Source organism: Streptomyces sp. CNH287 (assembly GCF_000424825.1).
The window spans coordinates 39,969-57,204 of record NZ_AUKQ01000004.1; the positions used below are offsets into that span (position 1 = coordinate 39,969).

General features: G+C 73.4%; 15 protein-coding genes. 9 read left to right on the forward strand and 6 right to left on the reverse strand.

Annotated features, from left to right (window positions below; translation table 11 throughout):
• Positions 1-885: a polysaccharide lyase family protein gene (locus H299_RS0103060; protein WP_027747203.1), complete on the forward strand. Its 885-nt coding sequence runs from the start codon at positions 1-3 to the stop codon at positions 883-885.
• A gap of 115 nt (positions 886-1,000) precedes the next feature.
• Here H299_RS0103060 and gcl read toward each other — a convergent pair whose 3' ends face one another.
• From gcl to H299_RS0103075, 3 genes are all read right to left on the reverse strand, one after another.
• On the reverse strand, positions 1,001-2,779 hold the full coding sequence (gene gcl, locus H299_RS0103065) for a glyoxylate carboligase (RefSeq protein WP_078512429.1): 1,779 nt from the start codon (positions 2,777-2,779) through the stop codon (positions 1,001-1,003).
• A gap of 199 nt (positions 2,780-2,978) precedes the next feature.
• Positions 2,979-3,869, reverse strand: a complete 891-nt coding sequence (locus tag H299_RS0103070; RefSeq protein WP_027747205.1) for a 2-hydroxy-3-oxopropionate reductase — start codon at positions 3,867-3,869, stop codon at positions 2,979-2,981.
• Between the two features lie 75 nt (positions 3,870-3,944).
• Positions 3,945-4,778 (reverse strand): TIM barrel protein, encoded by an 834-nt coding sequence (locus tag H299_RS0103075; RefSeq protein ID WP_037757644.1) that lies wholly within the window; start codon positions 4,776-4,778, stop codon positions 3,945-3,947.
• 245 nt (positions 4,779-5,023) lie between these two features.
• Between H299_RS0103075 and H299_RS0103080 the strand changes: the two genes are divergently transcribed.
• The 6 genes from H299_RS0103080 (at position 5,024) to H299_RS0103105 (ending at position 9,142) form a co-directional block, all read left to right on the forward strand.
• Complete coding sequence (locus tag H299_RS0103080; protein WP_078512430.1) at positions 5,024-5,287, forward strand: hypothetical protein; 264 nt, start codon at positions 5,024-5,026, stop codon at positions 5,285-5,287.
• A 71-nt stretch (positions 5,288-5,358) separates the two neighbouring features.
• Positions 5,359-5,682, forward strand: coding sequence for a helix-turn-helix domain-containing protein (locus H299_RS0103085; RefSeq protein ID WP_051262160.1), 324 nt, complete (start codon positions 5,359-5,361; stop codon positions 5,680-5,682).
• Between the two features lie 123 nt (positions 5,683-5,805).
• Entirely contained in the window at positions 5,806-6,330 is a 525-nt protein-coding gene (gene uraD, locus H299_RS0103090; RefSeq protein WP_027747209.1) for a 2-oxo-4-hydroxy-4-carboxy-5-ureidoimidazoline decarboxylase, read from the forward strand.
• Positions 6,331-6,333: 3 nt separating this feature from the next.
• Complete coding sequence (gene uraH, locus H299_RS0103095) at positions 6,334-6,732, forward strand: hydroxyisourate hydrolase (protein ID WP_027747210.1); 399 nt, start codon at positions 6,334-6,336, stop codon at positions 6,730-6,732.
• A 6-nt stretch (positions 6,733-6,738) separates the two neighbouring features.
• Positions 6,739-7,677 (forward strand): factor-independent urate hydroxylase, encoded by a 939-nt coding sequence (pucL, locus tag H299_RS0103100; protein ID WP_027747211.1) that lies wholly within the window; start codon positions 6,739-6,741, stop codon positions 7,675-7,677.
• A gap of 79 nt (positions 7,678-7,756) precedes the next feature.
• Positions 7,757-9,142: an 8-oxoguanine deaminase gene (locus H299_RS0103105; RefSeq protein ID WP_027747212.1), complete on the forward strand. Its 1,386-nt coding sequence runs from the start codon at positions 7,757-7,759 to the stop codon at positions 9,140-9,142.
• Positions 9,143-9,448: 306 nt separating this feature from the next.
• Here H299_RS0103105 and H299_RS31905 read toward each other — a convergent pair whose 3' ends face one another.
• Both H299_RS31905 and H299_RS0103115 read right to left on the reverse strand, forming a co-directional pair.
• Positions 9,449-11,533, reverse strand: a complete 2,085-nt coding sequence (locus H299_RS31905) for a SpoIIE family protein phosphatase (protein WP_051262086.1) — start codon at positions 11,531-11,533, stop codon at positions 9,449-9,451.
• A gap of 78 nt (positions 11,534-11,611) precedes the next feature.
• On the reverse strand, positions 11,612-11,791 hold the full coding sequence (locus H299_RS0103115) for a hypothetical protein (protein ID WP_027747213.1): 180 nt from the start codon (positions 11,789-11,791) through the stop codon (positions 11,612-11,614).
• 68 nt (positions 11,792-11,859) lie between these two features.
• On the opposite strand from H299_RS0103115, the gene H299_RS0103120 reads away from it, so the two are divergent.
• A complete protein-coding gene (locus H299_RS0103120) occupies positions 11,860-14,082 on the forward strand; it encodes an MMPL family transporter (RefSeq protein WP_027747214.1) in 2,223 nt (740 codons plus the stop codon).
• Positions 14,083-14,087: 5 nt separating this feature from the next.
• A complete protein-coding gene (locus tag H299_RS0103125; RefSeq protein ID WP_027747215.1) occupies positions 14,088-15,263 on the forward strand; it encodes a sensor histidine kinase in 1,176 nt (391 codons plus the stop codon).
• An 84-nt stretch (positions 15,264-15,347) separates the two neighbouring features.
• On the opposite strand, the gene aceB is transcribed toward H299_RS0103125, so the two are convergent.
• On the reverse strand, positions 15,348-16,961 hold the full coding sequence (gene aceB, locus H299_RS0103130; RefSeq protein ID WP_027747216.1) for a malate synthase A: 1,614 nt from the start codon (positions 16,959-16,961) through the stop codon (positions 15,348-15,350).
• Positions 16,962-17,236: the final 275 nt, after the last annotated feature.

The following is a 17,236-nucleotide window of genomic DNA, read 5'->3' on the forward strand; positions in this document are numbered from 1 at the left end:
ATGACCGGCACGACCACCCCGGCCCGGCACTCCGGCGCCGGTCACGGTCCGGGCGCCGTCTCGGGTCTGACCGCCACCGGCGGCCTCGCCTCCGTCGAGCTGGCCTGGCGCTCGTACCGGCCGCGCCGCGGGCATCTGGTGGACCACTACGAGGTCCACGTCTCCGAGCGCACCGACCGGAGCGGGGGCCTCCCCGGCTCCGCCACCCTGCTGGCCCGCACGCTCTACCCCCACCTGACCCACCGCGTGGGCCCCGAACCGGAGACCCGGCACTACACCGTCGTCGCCGTCCTGGACTCCGGGTCGCGGACGCGGCCCGCGCGCCCCGTCGCGGCGGCGGGCGAGCGCTCGGTGGCGGCGGGCCGCGCGGTGGCCCAGGTCGGCCGGTTCGACCACAAGGGCCTGGAGCTGGCGCTCTCACCGAACCTGAGCGCCCGGTACGCGACGGCCTTCCCCGACGGGGTCGACTACCGCTACGGCACCTCGGAGCCCGGCCGCGACTGGTGCTACCTCCACCCGGGGCCGCTCGACTCCTGGGCCGGCCGCAAGGAGCACACCTTCACCCTCCGCTTCACCCTGGACGCGGCGCCCCGGCGCGACCTCGACTGCGCGCTGTGGCTGATCGACTCCCACGCCTCCGCCGCGGGCGCGGCCGAACTGGCCGTCAACGGACGCACGGTGCGCACCCTGGAGTTCCGCGGTGGCGCCACCCGCGGCTCCCTGGAGGGCGACGCCGCCCGCCCGGACACCCTCCTCAAGCCCTCGTACTACGAATTCCCGCTGGCCGCCGACCTGTTCGAGGCCGGCGAGAACGTGCTGGCGCTGCGCAAGACCAGCGGATCGTGGATCGCCTACGACGCGCTGGGGCTCTTCACCCAGGAGTGACCACCGGGCAGGGGGCGGGCCGCGCGGGGTGCCCCGCGGGCGTAGCTGCGGCCCGGGGACGCCGTCCGGGATCTCGAAGCGGGCATCCCGGACGGCGCCACGGACGGCGTTCCGCTCAGGCGAGCGGCGCGATCGCGGTGGGCGCGTGGCCCGGCTCGGTGGCCAGCTCCTCGAACTCGTTCACGCTGGCCAGATCGCTGCCGCTCATGGCGATGTTGGTGACCCGCTCCAGGATCGCCTCCACCATCACCGGCACCCGGTACTCGGCGGCCAGCTTCTTGGCCTCCTCGAACGCGGGCAGCAGCCCGTCCGGCTCGGTCACCCGCAGCGCCTTGCACCCGAGCCCTTCCACGACCTTGACGTGGTCGACCCCGTAGCCGCCCAGTTCGGGCGCGTTGAGGTTCTCGAAGGCCAGCGAGACCTGGTAGTCCATGTCGAAGGTGCGCTGCGCCTGGCGGATCAGCCCCAGATACGAGTTGTTCACCACCACGTGCACGTACGGGATGCGGAACTGCGCCCCGACGGCCAGTTCCTCGATCATGAACTGAAAGTCGTAGTCGCCCGAGAGCGCGACCACGCTCGCCTCCGGATCGGCCGCCGCGACGCCCAGCGCGGCCGGTGCCGTCCAGCCGAGCGGCCCGGCCTGGCCGCAGTTGATCCAGTGCCGGGGGTGGTAGACGTGCAGGAACTGGGCTCCGGCGATCTGGGACAGGCCGATGGTCGACACGTACCGGGTCTCCGGCCCGAAGGCCCGGTTCATCTCCTCGTAGACGCGCTGCGGCTTCATCGGCACGTCGTCGAAGTGGGTGCGCCGCTGGAGGCTCGCGCGCCGCCGCTGGGCGGAGGCCGCCCACGCGGAGCGGTCCGGCAGGGTCCCCGCGTCCCGGCGCTCGCGGGCGATCTCGACGAAGAGCCGCAGGGCGGCCCCGGCGTCCGAGGCGATGCCGTAGTCCGGCGCGAAGATCCGCCCGAGCTGGGTCGGTTCGATGTCGACGTGCACGAAGGTGCGGCCCTCGGTGTACGTGTCCAGGCTGCCGGTGTGCCGGTTCGCCCAGCGGTTGCCGATGCCCAGGACGAAGTCCGAGGCGAGGAAGGTCGCGTTGCCGTAGCGGTGCGAGGTCTGGAGGCCGACCATGCCCGCGTTGAGCGGGTGGTCGTCGGGGAGCACGCCCCAGCCCATCAGGGTCGGCACCACCGGGACGCCGGTGAGTTCGGCGAACTCGGCCAGCAGCTCGCAGGCGTCGGCGCTCAGGACGCCGCCGCCCGCCACGATCAGCGGGCGCCGCGAGGCGTCCAGCAGGTCGAGCGCCTTCTCGGCCTGCCGACGGGTCGCGGCGGGCCGGTGCGGGGTCAGCGGCTCGTACGTCTCGGGGTCGAACTCGATCTCGGTGAGCTGCACGTCGAGCGGCAGGTCGATCAGCACCGGGCCGGGGCGGCCGGAGCGCATCAGGTGGAACGCCTGCTGGAACACCCCGGGCACCTGCGCCGCCTCCATGACGGTGGTGGCCTTCTTGGTCACCGGCGTGGCGACGGCGGCGATGTCGACCGCCTGGAAGTCCTCCTTGTGCATCACGGAGGTGGGTGCCTGGCCGGTGATGCAGAGGATGGGGACGGAGTCGCCCAGCGCGGAGTACAGCCCGGTGATCATGTCCGTGCCCGCCGGGCCCGAAGTGCCGACGCACACGCCGATGTTCCCGGCCTTCGCCCGGGTGTAGCCCTCCGCCATGTGGGAGGCGCCCTCGACATGGCGGGCGAGCGTGTGCCGGACGCCGCCGGCGGCGCGCAGGGCCGCGTAGAGGGGGTTGATGGCGGCGCCCGGCACACCGAACGCGGTGTCCACGCCTTCTCGCTTGAGGATCTCGACTGCCGCGCGGGCAGCGGTCATTCGGGGCATAGCGTGCTCCTGTTCGTGCGGGCAGGCCGTTCGGGCGGCGGGGGTGGGCGGCAAGAGAAGGTGGCGGGGGAGGGGGAGCATCCGGGCGGCGGTGCCTTGGGCGCGACAGGAGAGGTGTCGGCGCCGCCGCCCGGACGAGGGGGCGGGGACGGGGCGCAGCGGCCGCCCCGGGGGCCTGCCGCGGCAGGCCCCCGGCGGGTCAGTCCCGCTGCCCGGACAGCCGCTCGACGCCGCGCAGCAGCCCGGAGTGGTCCAGGCCGCCGTCGCCCTGCGCCCGCAGGGAGGCGACGAGTTGGGCGACCACGGCGCCCACCGGCAGGGCCGCGCCGACGGCGCGGGCGGCGTCGGTGACGATCCCCAGGTCCTTGTGGTGCAGGTCGACGCGGAAGCCCGGGGCGAAGTCGCGCCGCTTGAAGTTCTCCTTCTTGCGCTCCAGCACGGTCGATCCGGCCAGGCCGCCGCCGAGCACGTCCAGCGCGGTGGCCAGGTCCACCCCGGACTTCTCCAGGAAGACGACGGCCTCCGCGCACGCCTGGAGGTTGACGGCGACGATCAGCTGGTTGGCGGCCTTGACCGTCTGCCCGGAGCCGTGCGGACCGCACAGCACGATCGTCCTGCCGAGCGCCTCCAGCACCGGCCGGGCCCGGTCGAAGTCGGCCTGTTCGCCACCGACCATGATCGAGAGCACCGCCTCGACCGCCCCCGCCTCGCCGCCGGAGACCGGCGCGTCCAGCACCCGGACCCCCTTCGCCGCGGCGGCCTCGGCCAGCTCCACGGAGGTGTGCGGCGTGATGGACGACATGTCGATCAGCAGCGTGCCGGGCCGGACGTTCGCCAGGATGCCGCCCTCGCCGTACGCGACGGCCTCGACCTGCGGGGAGGCCGGGACCATGGTGACGACCACGTCCGCGTCGGCGACGGCGGCGGCGATCGAGGCGGCGGCCGTACCGCCGTTCGCGGCGAGCCGGTCGAGCTTGTCCTGCTCCAGCGTGAAGCCGGTGACGTCGTATCCGGCCTTGATCAGGTTCTCGGCCATGGGGGAGCCCATGATGCCCAGTCCGACCCAGGCGATCTTGGGGAGTGTGCTCATGCGGTCCTGCCTTTCGGGGTGTGGGGACGTGCCGGGCCGGGCGGGGCGGCGCCCCTGGGGAGTCGCGGGGGAGTGTCAGAGCCAGCCGAAGGATTCCGCGCTCGGGGCCTCGCCGGGCTTGTACTCCAGGCCGATCCAGCCGTCGTAACCGGCGGCGCGCAGGCGGCCGAGCAGGTCGGGGAAGTCGAGTTCGCCGGTGCCGGGGGCGCCCCGTCCGGGGCTGTCCGCGATCTGCACGTGGCCGGTGCGGTCCGCGTAGGCGGCGATGGCCTCGGGCAGGTCCTCGCCGTTCCTGGCGAGGTGGTAGAGGTCCATCAGGAACCGGGCGTTGCCCAGTCCGGTCGCCGCGTCGAGCCGGTCCACGACCTCGAGCGCGCGCGGCGCGCTGACGATCGGGCAGTGCGGCGACTCGGGCGCGTTGAGGGCCTCGACGAGCACCACGGCGCCGATCCGGTCGGCGGCGCGGGCGGCCAGCGTGAGGTTCTCCAGCGCCAGCGCGTCCTGTTCGGCCCCGGAGGCGCCCTCGACGCGGTTGCCGTAGAGCGCGTTGAGCGCCGTGCAGCCCAGGGAGTGCGCGAAGTCGGCGGCGACGTCGATGTTCGCGCGGAACTTCGACGACTCCGCCCCGGGGATGGACAGCGCGCCGCGATCCGGTCCGGGCAGCCGGCCTGCGTAGAAGTTGAGCCCGGTCAGCCGCGTGCCCGCGTCGTTGAGCGCGCCGCGCAGCGCGTCCAGCTCGGACTGCTGGGGCACCGGCGCCTCGGGCCAGGGCCACCACAGCTCGACGGCGTCGAACCCGGCCGCCGCGGCGGCTGCCGGGCGCTCCAGCAGCGGCAGTTCGGTGAAGAGGATCGACAGGTTGACACTGAACCGGTGCTCCGAGTTACCGATCCCTTCGAGCGGCGCCATGGGACCGCGCTCCCTTCCTTTCGATATTCCGCAATGTGGAATGAGATTTCTGTCTTGTGGAATGAGAAGAGCAGCCTGCGCCTGACTTCCACAAACTGTCAAGGCCCTGGTGCGGCTCTTCCTCGGGGCGGGTCAGGTGGTGGGGGCCGCCATAGAATCGGGGCTGGGCTCGCGTGCCCCGGTTGTGCCCTTCGCCCAGGCCAGCTGAAGGAAAGAGCAGGTCGAGACGGTAAGGAGCGCCCAGGGTGCGATTGAGAGTGGAGTTCACCACCGAGCCGTTCGATCTCGACGAAGCGCCCGCGCATGCGGTCGTGGCGCGGGAGAGCGTGCAGGCGGCGGAGCTGGACGCGGTGGATGTGGGGCCCTTCGGGAACACGGCGGAGGGTGCGGCCGACGCGGTGCTGGACGCCGTGCAGGACATGCTGCGGCGCACGCTGGCGGCGGGCGCGACGCGGGTGTCGGTCCAGGTGAACGTGGTCGGCGAGGCCGGAACCGGGGCGGACGCGTGAGCACGGAGCCGCAGTCGCAGCCGGGGTCGGAGCATCCGTTCGTGGCCGCCGTGCGTCCGCTGGTGGCCGCCATGGGTGCCGAGCTGGTGGTGCCGTCCGAGGCGGAGGGCGACGATGTCGTGCTCGCCTGGGAGGGTGAGGAGGTGGTGGCCGTACGGCTGCCGCACCTGTCCGACTCGCTCGATCACCTGCTCGCGGAGCTGGAGCGGCGGCACGGGATGCCACTGGCCGAGCTGGACCGCAAGACCAAGCAGTCCGTGGTCCGCATCCTCGAGGTGCGCGGTGCGTTCACCGTGCGGCACGGCGTGGAGACGGTGGCCGGGGCACTCGGTGTCTCCCGGTTCACGGTCTACAACTACCTCAACCGGGAGTCCGCCAAGCGTCCGGCGGAGTGACGCCGGAGTGACGCCGGGCCGGTTCCGGGAGTTCCGAAGAATTTCAACAAAGTGTTGACGCGGCCTCCGTCGAGGGCTTAGCTGTTCCCCAGCCCGAACAGCACAACGGCCCCGGAGGCCCCCGTGACGTCTCGTCCGGCACACCCGACACCCGGCCTGACCTGGTGGAACAGTTCAGGCGAGGAAGCGGTGCGCGCCGCGCTGCGCGAGGTCTGCGCCTCGGCCGCGTGGGCGCGGAAGGTGCTCGCCCGGCGGCCGTACGCGGACCACGCGGCGCTGCTCGCCGCGAGCGACGCCGCCATGGCCGAGCTGACCGCTCAGGACCTGGCCGAGGCCATGTCCGGGCACCCGCCCATCGGGCGCCCCAGGCCCGGCGACCCGGCGTCCGCCCGCGAACAGCGCGGGATGGCGGGGGCCACCGCGGAGTTGAGGGAGCAGATGCTCGCGCTCAACCTGGAATACCAGGAGCGGTTCGGCCATGTCTTCCTCGTCTGCGCGACCGGGCTGAGCGCGCAGCAGCTGCGGGACGCCCTCCTCGCCCGTATCGGCAACACGCCGGAGCGCGAGCGGGAGGCGGTCCGAGGCGAGCTGGTGAAGATTAACCGCATCCGCCTGACCCGCCTCGTCCAGCAGCACGAAGGAGCCTGAACCATGAGCGCCGAGCATCCCGAGAGCACCTCCGGCGGCGGCCCGGCCGCCTCCGTCTCCACGCACATCCTGGACACCAGCGCCGGCCGCCCGGCCGCCGGCGTGCCGGTGCAGCTGTCCGTCCGCGGCGGCGGCGACGCGCTGTGGAGGGGGCACGTGCTCGCCGAGACGGACGCGGACGGGCGCTGCGCGAACCTTCCGGCCCTGCCCCAGGGCACCACCCACGCACGGCTCGTCTTCGAGGTCGAGCCGTACTTCACCCGCCGCACAGCCGCCGCCGGCCACGGGGGCGGCAGCTTCTTCCCCGAGGTGACCGCCACTTTCGCGGTCGCGCCGGGCGAGCACTACCACGTGCCGCTGCTGCTCAGTCCGTACGGCTACTCCGTGTACCGAGGGAGCTGACCCCCTATGCCCACGATTCTCGGCCAGAACCAGTACGGCAAGGCGGAGAACCGCGTCGTCAAGATCACCCGCGACGGCGACACCCACCACATCAAGGACCTCAACGTCTCCGTCGCCCTGTCCGGCGACATGGACGACGTGCACTACTCGGGCTCCAACGCCCACGTGCTGCCCACCGACACGACCAAGAACACCGTGTTCGCCTTCGCCAAGGAGCACGGCATCGAGTCGGCCGAGCAGTTCGGGGTGCACCTGGCCCGGCACTTCGTCACCAGCCAGGAACCCCTTCGTACAGCCCGCATCCGGATCGAGGAGTACGGCTGGCGGCGGATCGCGGGCGCCGACGCCGAGGGGCGGCCCCGGCACTCCTTCGTACGCGAGGGGCAGGAGGTCCGCACCGCGCAGGTCACCTTCGACGGCGAGAGATTCGAAGTGCTGGGCGGCCTCAAGGAGTTGACCGTGCTCAACTCCACCGACTCGGAGTTCTGGGGCTACCTCAAGGACCCGTACACGACGCTGCGCGAGGACTACGACCGCATCCTGGCCACCGACGTCGCCGCCGCCTGGCGCTACGGGTGGTCGGGCGCGGGCGCCGATGCGGGCACGGGCGGCGCCCGCCCGGCGCCGGACTGGGAGGCGGCGTACGGCGCGGCACGGGACCACCTGCTGCGCGCCTTCGCCGAGACCTACTCCCTCTCCCTCCAGCAGACGCTGTACCAGATGGGCGCGCGGGTGATCGAGAACCTGCCGGAGATCGACGAGATCCGGTTCTCCATGCCCAACAAGCACCACTTCCGGGTCGATCTGGAGCCGTTCGGCCTGAAGAACGACGCGGCCGACGGCGCCGTCTACTACGCGGCGGACCGCCCGTACGGGCTGATAGAGGGCACGGTGCTGCGGGACGGCGCCGAGGCGCGCATACCCGTCGACCTGACCAACCTCTGAACCGCTCCGCCCGCTCCGGCACTCAAATCACCGAGGGCCCCCGCCGCGCCCGTCCGCCGAAGAGAACGAGGAAGCACCGATGGCAGACCCAGTACAGCGCACCGTCATCGAGCACTGCGCGATCGCGACCGTCGATGCCGGGGACACCGAGTACGCCGACGGCCATGTGGTCGTCGCGGGCGCACTGATCGAGTCCGTCGGCCCCGGTCCCGCACCCGCGGATCTGGAGCACGTCGTACGCCGCGTCGACGGCACCGGCCACCTGGCCACCCCCGGCCTGGTCAACACCCATCACCACTTCTACCAGTGGCTCACCCGCGGCCTGGCCCAGAACGCCAACCTCTTCGGCTGGCTCACCGCGCTCTACCCCACCTGGGCACGGATCGACGAGCCGATGGTGTACGCGGGGGCGCGCGGCTCGCTCGCCATGCTGGCCCGCGGCGGCGTCACCACCGCGGCCGACCACCACTACGTCTTCCCGCGCGGCACCGGCGACCTGCTGGGCGCCGAGATCCGCGCCGCGGGCGAGCTGGGCGTGCGCTTCACCGCCGCCCGCGGTTCCATGGACCGGGGCGCCGCCGACGGCGGGTTGCCGCCGGACTTCGCCGTGGAGACCACCGAGGGCGCGCTGCTGGCGACGGAGGAGGCGGTGGACCGCCACCACGACGCCGCCTTCGGCTCCATGCTGCACATCGCGGTCGCCCCCTGCTCGCCCTTCTCCGTCTCCATCGAACTCATGCGCGAGGCCGCCCAGTTGGCCCGCCGCAAGGGCGTACGGCTGCACACGCACGGGTCCGAGACGGTGGAGGAGGAGCAGTTCTGCCATGAGCTGTTCGGCATGGGCCCCACCGACTACTTCGAGTCCACCGGCTGGCTCGGCGAGGACGTGTGGATGGCGCACTGCGTCCACATGAACGACGCGGACATCGCCGCGTTCGGGCGCACGGGCACCGGTGTGGCGCACTGCCCCTCCTCCAACGCCCGCCTGGCGGCCGGGATCGCCCGCGTCCCGGACATGCTCGCGGGCGGCGTACCGGTGGGGCTCGGCGTGGACGGCACCGCCTCGAACGAGTCGGGCGAACTGCACACCGAGCTGCGCAACGCGCTGCTGGTCAACCGCCTCGGCGGCCACCGCGAGCACGCGCTGGACGTACGGCAGGCACTGCGCCTGGGCACCTACGGCGGTGCCCAGGTGCTGGGCCGCGGCGCGGAGATCGGCTCGCTGGAGGCGGGCAAGCTCGCCGACCTGGTGCTGTGGCGGCTCGACGGCCTCGGCCACTCGACGATCGAGGACCCGGTCGCGGCGCTCGTGCTGGGCGCCCCCGCGCCGGTCACGCTCTCGCTGGTGGGCGGCCGGAGCGTGGTGGAGGACGGGCGGCTGACGACGGCGGACGAGGACGGGATCGCCCGCGACGCGCGCGCGGAGGCGCGGCGCCTGGCCCGGATCGCGGCCGACGCGGGCTGAGCGGGAGCGCCGCGGGCCGAGCCGCCGGCGCCTCGCACGACTCCGGTCCGGGGGGACGGCCCCGGACCGGCCTGGGCGGCCCTCGTGGCAGCCCGGACGCAACCGTCCCCGGAGGCCGGCGCACCGCCGTACTCCGGGGACGGGGCTTCCGCCGCGGGCCCGCGTGGGGACCCCCGGGCGGGCCGGAGGCGGAGCATCGTCACCGCGACGCCGCTGCCCGTACTCGGCGGGCCCGGAATGGTGCTCTTCGGTTCGGTGGCCGCCTCCGGATGACCGGCCCGCCGGCCGCCGCGGCGCGCCGCGTTCTCAGTCCGCCACCGCGCCGCCTTCGCCGCTTCCGGCGAACTCGCACCACACGCACTTGCCCCCGCCCCTCGACTCCACCCCCCACACGTCCGAGAGGCGGTCCACCAGCAGCAGTCCCCGGCCCGACACCCCGCTGTCGGCGGGCTCGCGGCGCTGCGGGTGCGCGCTGGAGCGGTCCGCGACCTCCACCCGCACCCGGTTCTCGGGCCCGCCCGGGGGGCTGACGGTGACCACGGCGCTGCCGCCGGTGTGCAGCAGCGCGTTGGTCACCAGCTCGTTGGTCACCAGCTCCACGTCGTCGGCCCGGCCGCCCGCGCCCCACAGGCGCGCCGCCGAGCGGACCATGTGGCGTACGGCGGACAGCGCCTCCGGGTCCTCCACCGAGACCTGCCGCTGGAGGCGCCGGCCCGGCCGCGGCAGGGCCGTCGACTCGCGGTGCAGCAGCACCAGCGCCAGGTCGTCCGTCGCCGACCACCCCTCGGGGATCTCGCACAGCCGGTCGGCCAGCGCGTCGGGGTCGGCGGGGCCGTGCCGGACGGCGCGGGCGAGACTGCGCACCCCCTCGTCCACGTCGGTGCCGGGCTGCTCGACCAGGCCGTCGGTGAACATCAGGAGCGTCTCGCCGGGCTCCAGCTCCAAGGTGGTGACCGGATACTCCGTGCGGGTGAAGTACGCCGACAGCCCCAGCGGCAGCGCGCCCATGACCGGGAACGGGCGGCAGCTGCCGTCCGCCCGCCGCAGCAGCGGAGTCAGGTGCCCCGCGCGCACCAGCCGCACCCAGCCGCTGGCGGGGTCGGCCTCCGCGTAGAGGCAGGTGGCGAAGCGCTCGGTCTCCAGGTCGTTCAGGAACGCGGAGGCGCGCTCCATCACCGTCGGCGCCGCGTGCCCCTCGGTGGCGTACGCCCGCAGGACGATCCGCAGCTGGCCCATCACGGCGGCGGCGTGTGTGTCGTGGCCCTGCACGTCGCCGACCATCACGGCCACCCGGCCACCGGGCAGCGGGACCACGTCGTACCAGTCGCCGCCGATGTCCCGCCCCTGTCGCGCCGCGCGGTAGCGGACGGCCGTGTACAGGCCGGGGACGCTGGGGATGGTGTGCGGCAGCATGGCCCGCTGGAGGCCCTCGGCCAGTTCGTGCTCCTGCTCGAAGAGGCGCGCCCGCTCCAGACTCTGCGCGATGGCGCTGGCCAGCGCGGTGAGCAGGGAGCGCTCCTCCTCGGGGAAGGAGTGCCGGCCCTGGAAGAGCAGGCCCAGGGCGCCGATGGTGCCGGTCTGCGTGATGAGCGGCAGGTACGCGGCGGCCGAGCCGCCCACCCGCTCGACGTACGGCCACATCTCCGGGTAGCGGACGGCGAACTCCTCGCGGGAGGCGATGAAGCGCGGGGTGACCGTGCGTACCGCGTCGGTCAGGGGCAGCCGGTCGTCGATCCGCGCCAGGGTCAGAGGATCGGGCACCGGGGCGCTCTCCTGGCCGAGCAGCCGCACCCGCCCGTCCTCGGCCATGCCCACCAGCACCTGGACGGCGCCCATCTGCTCCAGCGTCTCGGAGATCTGGAGGGCGTCGAACACGTCCTCCGTGGTGTTGGCGTGCGCCAGGGCGGCGGTCGTGCGCTCCACCACGCCCGTGTGCCGCAGGAGCGCCGCGTCCACCTCGGGCCGCTCCACGCTCTGACTCAGCTCGTCGGCGGCGTCCCGCACGATGCCGACGATCCGGTACGGCCGCCCCCGCGCGTTGCGCTGTACGGCGCCCTGGAGGTGCGTCCACTGGACGGTGCCGTCCTTGCGGCGCAGCCGGAAGTAGGTGCCGTAGGTGCGGCGGCCGCTGCGCAGGGCCTCGGCCACCACGATCTCCAGCCGGGCCGCCTCGGCGGCCGGCACCCGGGGCCGCAGCGAGCCGGGACGGCCGTCGTACTCCTGCGGGGTCAGGTCGAAGACGGCGAGCGCGGAGGCGTCCAGGTGCATCACGTCGCGGTCGAGGTCCCAGTCGAAGCAGCCGGTGTGGTTGAGCGTGAGCGCGGTCTCCGCGTCCGCGGGCCAGCCGCCGGGCGGGCCGGCGGCGCCCGGCGCCTCCTGTGGTGCCTCCATGCCACACCCCCGGCCCGGTCAGCGGCGCCCGGCGGTACGCCGTCGCGTCACACGCATCATCCTGACACTTTAATCCGCTTATGCAGTTTTCTGCGTATTTTGCCTGCGCAAGCGGTCCACCAGGACGCCCGTGCCCGCCGTCAGCACCCCGTACAGCGGGACGGCCGCCCCCTGGAGCGCCCGGCCGCGGCGGCGCACCCGGGCGGGCAGCACCTGTTCGAGCCTGGCCGGGGCGCGCGGGACTCCGGGGTCAGCCATCCGGTGGACGCGAAGTTCAACCGGTGGATGCTGTCCCCGGCAACCCCGCTCCGACCAGCATGGACGCCATGACGAACCTCCCCGTACGCATGGCCCGTTGGAGCGCCCGGCACCCCTGGCGCGCGATCGCCGGATGGTTTCTCTTCGTCGCGCTCTGCCTCGGCTCCGGGATCGCGGTCGGCGGCAACGCGGCCACCGGCGAGGACTTCCACATCGGTGAGGCGGGCCGGGGCGAGGCGATGGCTGCCGAAGGCGGTCTGGAACAGAAACCCCTCGAACGCGTGCTCATCACCGCCAAGCCCGGCACCGGTCCGCTGGAGGGGAAGGCCGCCGAGGCCGCCGCCCGCGACGTCGCCGACCGGATGGCGAAACTGCCGGAAGTACGGTCGGTGGCCGAGCCGGTACGCGCGGACGGCGGCGGCGCGCTGCGGGTGGACATCACCCTCAAGGGCGCCGAACTCGACGGCAAGAAGCACGTCGATCCGCTGCGCGCGCAGACCGAGGCGGCCCAGCGGGACCACCCGGGCCTGCGGGTGGAGGAGACCGGCGGCCCCTCGATCAGCAAGGGAGTGGAGAAGCAGCGCGGCGACGACCTCGCGCGCACCGAGCTGATCGCGTTGCCCGTCACCCTGATCGTGCTGCTGATCGTCTTCCGCTCCGCGGCGATGGCCGCCGTGCCGCTGCTGCTGGCGCTCTCCTCCATCGCCGCCGCCATCGGCCTGTCCATGCTGGCCTCGCACGCCTTCCCGGACAACGGCGTCGGCACCAACGTCATCCTGCTCATCGGCCTGGCCGTCGGCGTCGACTACACCCTCTTCTATCTGAAACGGGACCGCGAGGAGCGGGAGCGCTCCGGCGGACGGCTCAGCTCCGAGGCCGTGGTGGAGCTGGCGGCGGCCACCTCCGGCCGGGCCGTGGTCGTCTCCGGGCTCGCGGTCGCCGCCTCCAGCGCGACGCTCTACGTGGCGGACGACGTCATCTTCTCCTCGATCGCCACCGGCGCGATCGTGGTCACCCTGGTCGCGGTGGCCAGCTCCCTGACCGTGCTGCCCGCGCTGCTGGCGAAGCTCGGCGTACGGGCGGAGCGGCGCGCGGCGCGCAAGGCGGAGCGCGGGGCGCGGCGCCCGGACACCCCCGCGCGGCAGCGGCAGCGGCAGCCGGGTCCGTCGACCGGCCGGATCACCGCCGCCGTACTGCGCGCCACCGACCGGCGCCCCGCCACCATGCTGGGCCTCGCCCTGCTCGTCCTGCTCACCCTCGCCGCACCACTGCTGGGCCTCAACCTGACCGACATGGGCCGCGAGACGCACTCCCGCGAGATCCCCGCCATGCAGACCTTCGACCGGCTCAACGAGGCGTTCCCGGAGCTGAAGTCCATGCACCAGGTCGTCGTACGCGCCGCACCCGGGCGAGCGGACGACGTCGCCGGCGCGCTGCGCGACCTCGGCAGGCGCGCCCAGAGCGATCCGCAGCTGGCGGGCACCTCCGCGCTGCGCACCTCGCCGGACGGCCGGATCAGCGTGCTGGAGCTGCCCGTACCGCACCACGTGAGCACCGACGCCGCCCGCGACTCCCTCGACCGGGTACGGGACGACTACGTGCCCGCGACCCTGGGCCGCCTGTCCGGCGCCGACGTCGCGGTCACCGGGGACGTCGCCCGCTACGCCGACTACCCCGCACACCAGAAGCGGAAGCTGCCGCTGATCATCGGCGCGCTGCTGCTGGTCACCTTCGGCATGACGGTGTGGGCGTTCCGCTCCGTCGTGCTGGGCCTGGTCGGCGTCGCGCTCAACGTCCTCTCGGCCGTCGCCTCGCTCGGCCTGCTGGTCTTCGTCTTCCAGGGCACCTGGGCCGAGGGGCTCCTGGGCTTCGACTCCACCGGCTCGATCGGCTCCCGGGTGCCGCTGCTCCTGCTGGTGATCCTCTTCGGACTGTCCATGGACTACCAGGTGTTCGTGATCAGCCGCATCCGGGAGGCCGCGCTGCGCGGCGTGCCGACCCGCGAGGCGGTGCTCGGCGGCATCGGCAGCTCCGCGCGCGTGGTGACCAGCGCGGCGGTGGTGATGGTCACGGTGTTCGGCAGCTTCGTGGGCCTGCACATCATGGAGATGAAGCAGATGGGCTTCAGCCTGGCAGCGGCGGTGCTGCTCGACGCCTTCATCATCCGCATCGTGATCCTGCCCGCGCTCATGCTGCTGCTCGGCAGAGCGAGCTGGTGGCCGTCGCGGAGCATGGCCCGCGCGCAGCGTACCGCCGCCCCGGCGGCCCGAACGCCGGAAAAAGTAGGCTGACCGGCATGAGCGCACGGCCGCAGCCCCAGGACCGGTACGGAATGCGGACACTCCGTCGCTGGAACGACGCCGTCTGGCTCGTCTTCGGCCTGTGGCCCCCGGCGATCGGGGCCTGGGACGAGTCGACGAGGTACTGGTCGTGGGCGCTGCTGGCCCTGCTCTCCCTCGGATACGCGTGGGTGCGCGGCTTCCCCCGCCGCCCCCGGGCGCGCCCGCGCGCGTACCTGTGCGTGCTCGTCCTCGGCCTGGGCGGGCTGTCGTTCCTCAGCAGCGGTGTGCCGGTGTTCCTGGTCGCCCTCCCGCAGTTCTGGATCTTCGCCGCCGGGCTGCGGGCCTCGGTCCTCCTCAGCGGTGCCGCCGCCGCGGCCTCGGTGGCGGGCCTGCTGCTGCGGCAGGGCCGGGACGTGGAGTTCCTCTCCGGCGAGGTCGTGCTCACGCTGATCGGCTACGCGGTCAGCGTGCTGGTGGGCGTGTGGGTGCACCGGCTCATCCGGCAGAGCGACGAGCGCGCGCTGCGCCTGGGCCGGGAACTGGAGACCGCCCAGCAGCGGCTGGCCGAGGCGCACCAGCGCCAGGGCGCCGCCGACGAGCGCGAGCGGCTCGCGCGGGAGATCCACGACACCCTCGCGCAGGGTCTCGCCTCCATCGTCGTGCTGGCCGAATCCGCCCGCTCCGGACTGGAGAGCGATCCCGGCCGCAGCGCCCGGCAGTTGCGCTCGATCGAGCACACGGCGCGGGAGAACCTGGCCGAGGCGCGGGTCCTGGTCGGCGCGGCACCGCAGGGCGGTCTCGCGCCCGGCTCGGTCGCCGAGACTCTGCGCCGCACCCTGGACCGCTTCACCGAGGACACCGGGCTCGCCGTCAGCGCGGAGCTGCCGGAGTTCGCGTGCGACCAGCCGACCCGGATCGCGCTGCTGCGCTGCACCCAGGAGTCGCTGGCCAACGTACGCAAGCACGCGGGCGCGGGCACGGTCGGCGTGGTCCTGGCGCGGCAGCCGTACGGTATCGAGCTGGAGATCACCGACGACGGCCGCGGCTTCGTGGTCGAGGGCTCGCGCGGCTTCGGGCTGGACGGCATGCGCAGACGCCTGGCGGAGCTGGGCGGCGAACTGACCGTCACCAGCTCACCGGGCGACGGCACCCGCGTGCTGGCCCTGCTGCCCGCCGGGGCTCAGGACTGACCCAGCGGGCCGCGCCGCGAGGGTGACGCGGCCCCGTGCAGGGGCGGGGCGACCCCGCCGGGGCCGCCCCGCCAAGTGGGCCCGTCAGCGCAGCAGTTCGTACGCGGGCAGGGTCAGGAAGTCCACGTACTTCTCGTCCAGGGAGACCTTCAGCAGCAGGTCGTGGGCCTGCTGCCAGCGGCCCGCCGCGTACGCGTCCTCGCCCAGCTCCGCGCGCAGCGCCGCCAGGTCCTCCGCCGCCAACTCCCGCACCAGCTGCGGGGTGACGGTCTCGCCCGTCTCCAGGACGACGCCCGCGTTCACCCACTGCCAGATCTGCGAGCGGGAGATCTCCGCCGTCGCCGCGTCCTCCATCAGGCCGAAGATGGCGACGGCGCCCGCCCCGCGCAGCCACGCCTCGATGTAACGGGTGCCCACCTGCACGGCGTTGCGCAGCCCCGCGCGCGTCGGCTTCGCCTCCAGCGTGTCGACGGCGATGAGGTCGGCCGCCCCGACCCGCACGTCCTCGCGCAGCCGTTCCTTCTGGTGGGGCCGCTCGCCCAGCACCGCGTCGAAGGACGCCTGCGCGATCGGCACCAGGTCGGGGTGGGCGACCCAGGAGCCGTCGAAACCGTCGGCCGCCTCGCGGTCCTTGTCGGTGCGCACCTTGGCGAGCGCCACCTCGTTGGCCTCCGGGTCGCGGCGGTTGGGGATGAACGCCGCCATCCCCCCGATCGCGTGCGCACCGCGCTTGTGGCAGGTGCGCACCAGGAGTTCGGTGTAGGCGCGCATGAAGGGCGCGGTCATGGTGATGGCGTTGCGGTCCGGCAGGACGAACTTCGCACCGCCGTCACGGAAGTTCTTGATGATCGAGAAGAGGTAGTCCCAGCGCCCCGCGTTCAGACCGGAGGCGTGGTCGCGCAGCTCGTAGAGGATCTCGTCCATCTCGTAGGCGGCGGTGATCGTCTCGATCAGGACGGTGGCGCGGATGGTGCCCTGCGGAATGCCGCAGTGCTCCTGGGCGTAGACGAAGACATCGTTCCACAGCCGCGCCTCAAGGTAGGACTCGGTCTTGGGCAGGTAGAAGTACGGGCCCTTGCCCAGGTCCAGCAGCCGCTGCGCGTTGTGGAAGAAGTAGAGGCCGAAGTCGACCAGCGCGCCCGGCACCGCGCGGCCCTCCAGCTGGAGGTGGCGCTCGTCCAGGTGCCAGCCGCGCGGGCGGATCACAGCGGTGGCCAGTTCGTCCGCCGGGCGCAGCGCGTACGCCCGCCCGCGCTCGTCGGTGAAGTCGAGGCGGCGCTCGTAGGCGTCGGTCAGGTTGAGCTGCCCGCCGATGACGTTCTCCCAGGTGGGTGCGGAGGCGTCCTCGAAGTCGGCGAGCCAGATCCGGGCACCGGAGTTGAGCGCGTTGATGGTCATCTTGCGGTCGGTCGGACCGGTGATCTCCACCCGCCGGTCCTGGAGCGCGGCGGGGGCGGGCGCCACCTGCCAGTCGCCGTCGCGGACGTGCGCGGTCTCGGGGCGGAAGTCCAGCGCGCTGGTACGGGCGATCTGCGCGCGGCGTTCGCCCCGCGCGGCCAGCAGCTCGTCACGGCGCGGGGTGAACCGGCGGTGCAGCTCGGCCAGGAAGCCGAGCGCCGCGTCGGTCAGTACCTCGTCCTGGCGGTCGACAGGTGCGGCGTCGACGACGGCCGGCTGGGACGGCGCTGGTGCGGACATGTGCGGTCACTCCTTCGGCGAACGGTGTCCCGCAGCCGCCGGGTGCCTCCCCGAGCACCTGTGTGGCACCGGGTGCCACGCAGGGTCGGGGCGGGGCCGAGGCAGCCCGCGGGCGCCGTCGTCTGCCAACGGCGCTTCTGACCAGTGGAGAATAGTTTCCTTATGGTGGAACTTCAATAGTTTGTTGATATCGAGAGAGCCCGTGCCACTCCACGGTGCCCCGCGGTGGCGCGCGGTGCCACCCCGGACACGCCGCGGGTGGGCGCCGCGCCCTC

What these genes read in the sequence shown, in the direction of transcription:
- H299_RS0103060 (WP_027747203.1), top strand. Translation starts at nt 1, where the DNA reads ATGACCGGCACGACCACCCCGGCCCGGCACTCCGGCGCCGGTCACGGT.
- gcl (WP_078512429.1), bottom strand. Translation starts at nt 2,779, where the DNA reads ATGCCCCGAATGACCGCTGCCCGCGCGGCAGTCGAGATCCTCAAGCGA.
- H299_RS0103070 (WP_027747205.1), bottom strand. Translation starts at nt 3,869, where the DNA reads ATGAGCACACTCCCCAAGATCGCCTGGGTCGGACTGGGCATCATGGGC.
- H299_RS0103075 (WP_037757644.1), bottom strand. Translation starts at nt 4,778, where the DNA reads ATGGCGCCGCTCGAAGGGATCGGTAACTCGGAGCACCGGTTCAGTGTC.
- H299_RS0103085 (WP_051262160.1), top strand. Translation starts at nt 5,359, where the DNA reads ATGGGTGCCGAGCTGGTGGTGCCGTCCGAGGCGGAGGGCGACGATGTC.
- uraH (WP_027747210.1), top strand. Translation starts at nt 6,334, where the DNA reads ATGAGCGCCGAGCATCCCGAGAGCACCTCCGGCGGCGGCCCGGCCGCC.
- pucL (WP_027747211.1), top strand. Translation starts at nt 6,739, where the DNA reads ATGCCCACGATTCTCGGCCAGAACCAGTACGGCAAGGCGGAGAACCGC.
- H299_RS0103105 (WP_027747212.1), top strand. Translation starts at nt 7,757, where the DNA reads ATGGCAGACCCAGTACAGCGCACCGTCATCGAGCACTGCGCGATCGCG.
- H299_RS31905 (WP_051262086.1), bottom strand. Translation starts at nt 11,533, where the DNA reads ATGGAGGCACCACAGGAGGCGCCGGGCGCCGCCGGCCCGCCCGGCGGC.
- H299_RS0103115 (WP_027747213.1), bottom strand. Translation starts at nt 11,791, where the DNA reads ATGGCTGACCCCGGAGTCCCGCGCGCCCCGGCCAGGCTCGAACAGGTG.
- H299_RS0103120 (WP_027747214.1), top strand. Translation starts at nt 11,860, where the DNA reads ATGACGAACCTCCCCGTACGCATGGCCCGTTGGAGCGCCCGGCACCCC.
- H299_RS0103125 (WP_027747215.1), top strand. Translation starts at nt 14,088, where the DNA reads ATGAGCGCACGGCCGCAGCCCCAGGACCGGTACGGAATGCGGACACTC.
- aceB (WP_027747216.1), bottom strand. Translation starts at nt 16,961, where the DNA reads ATGTCCGCACCAGCGCCGTCCCAGCCGGCCGTCGTCGACGCCGCACCT.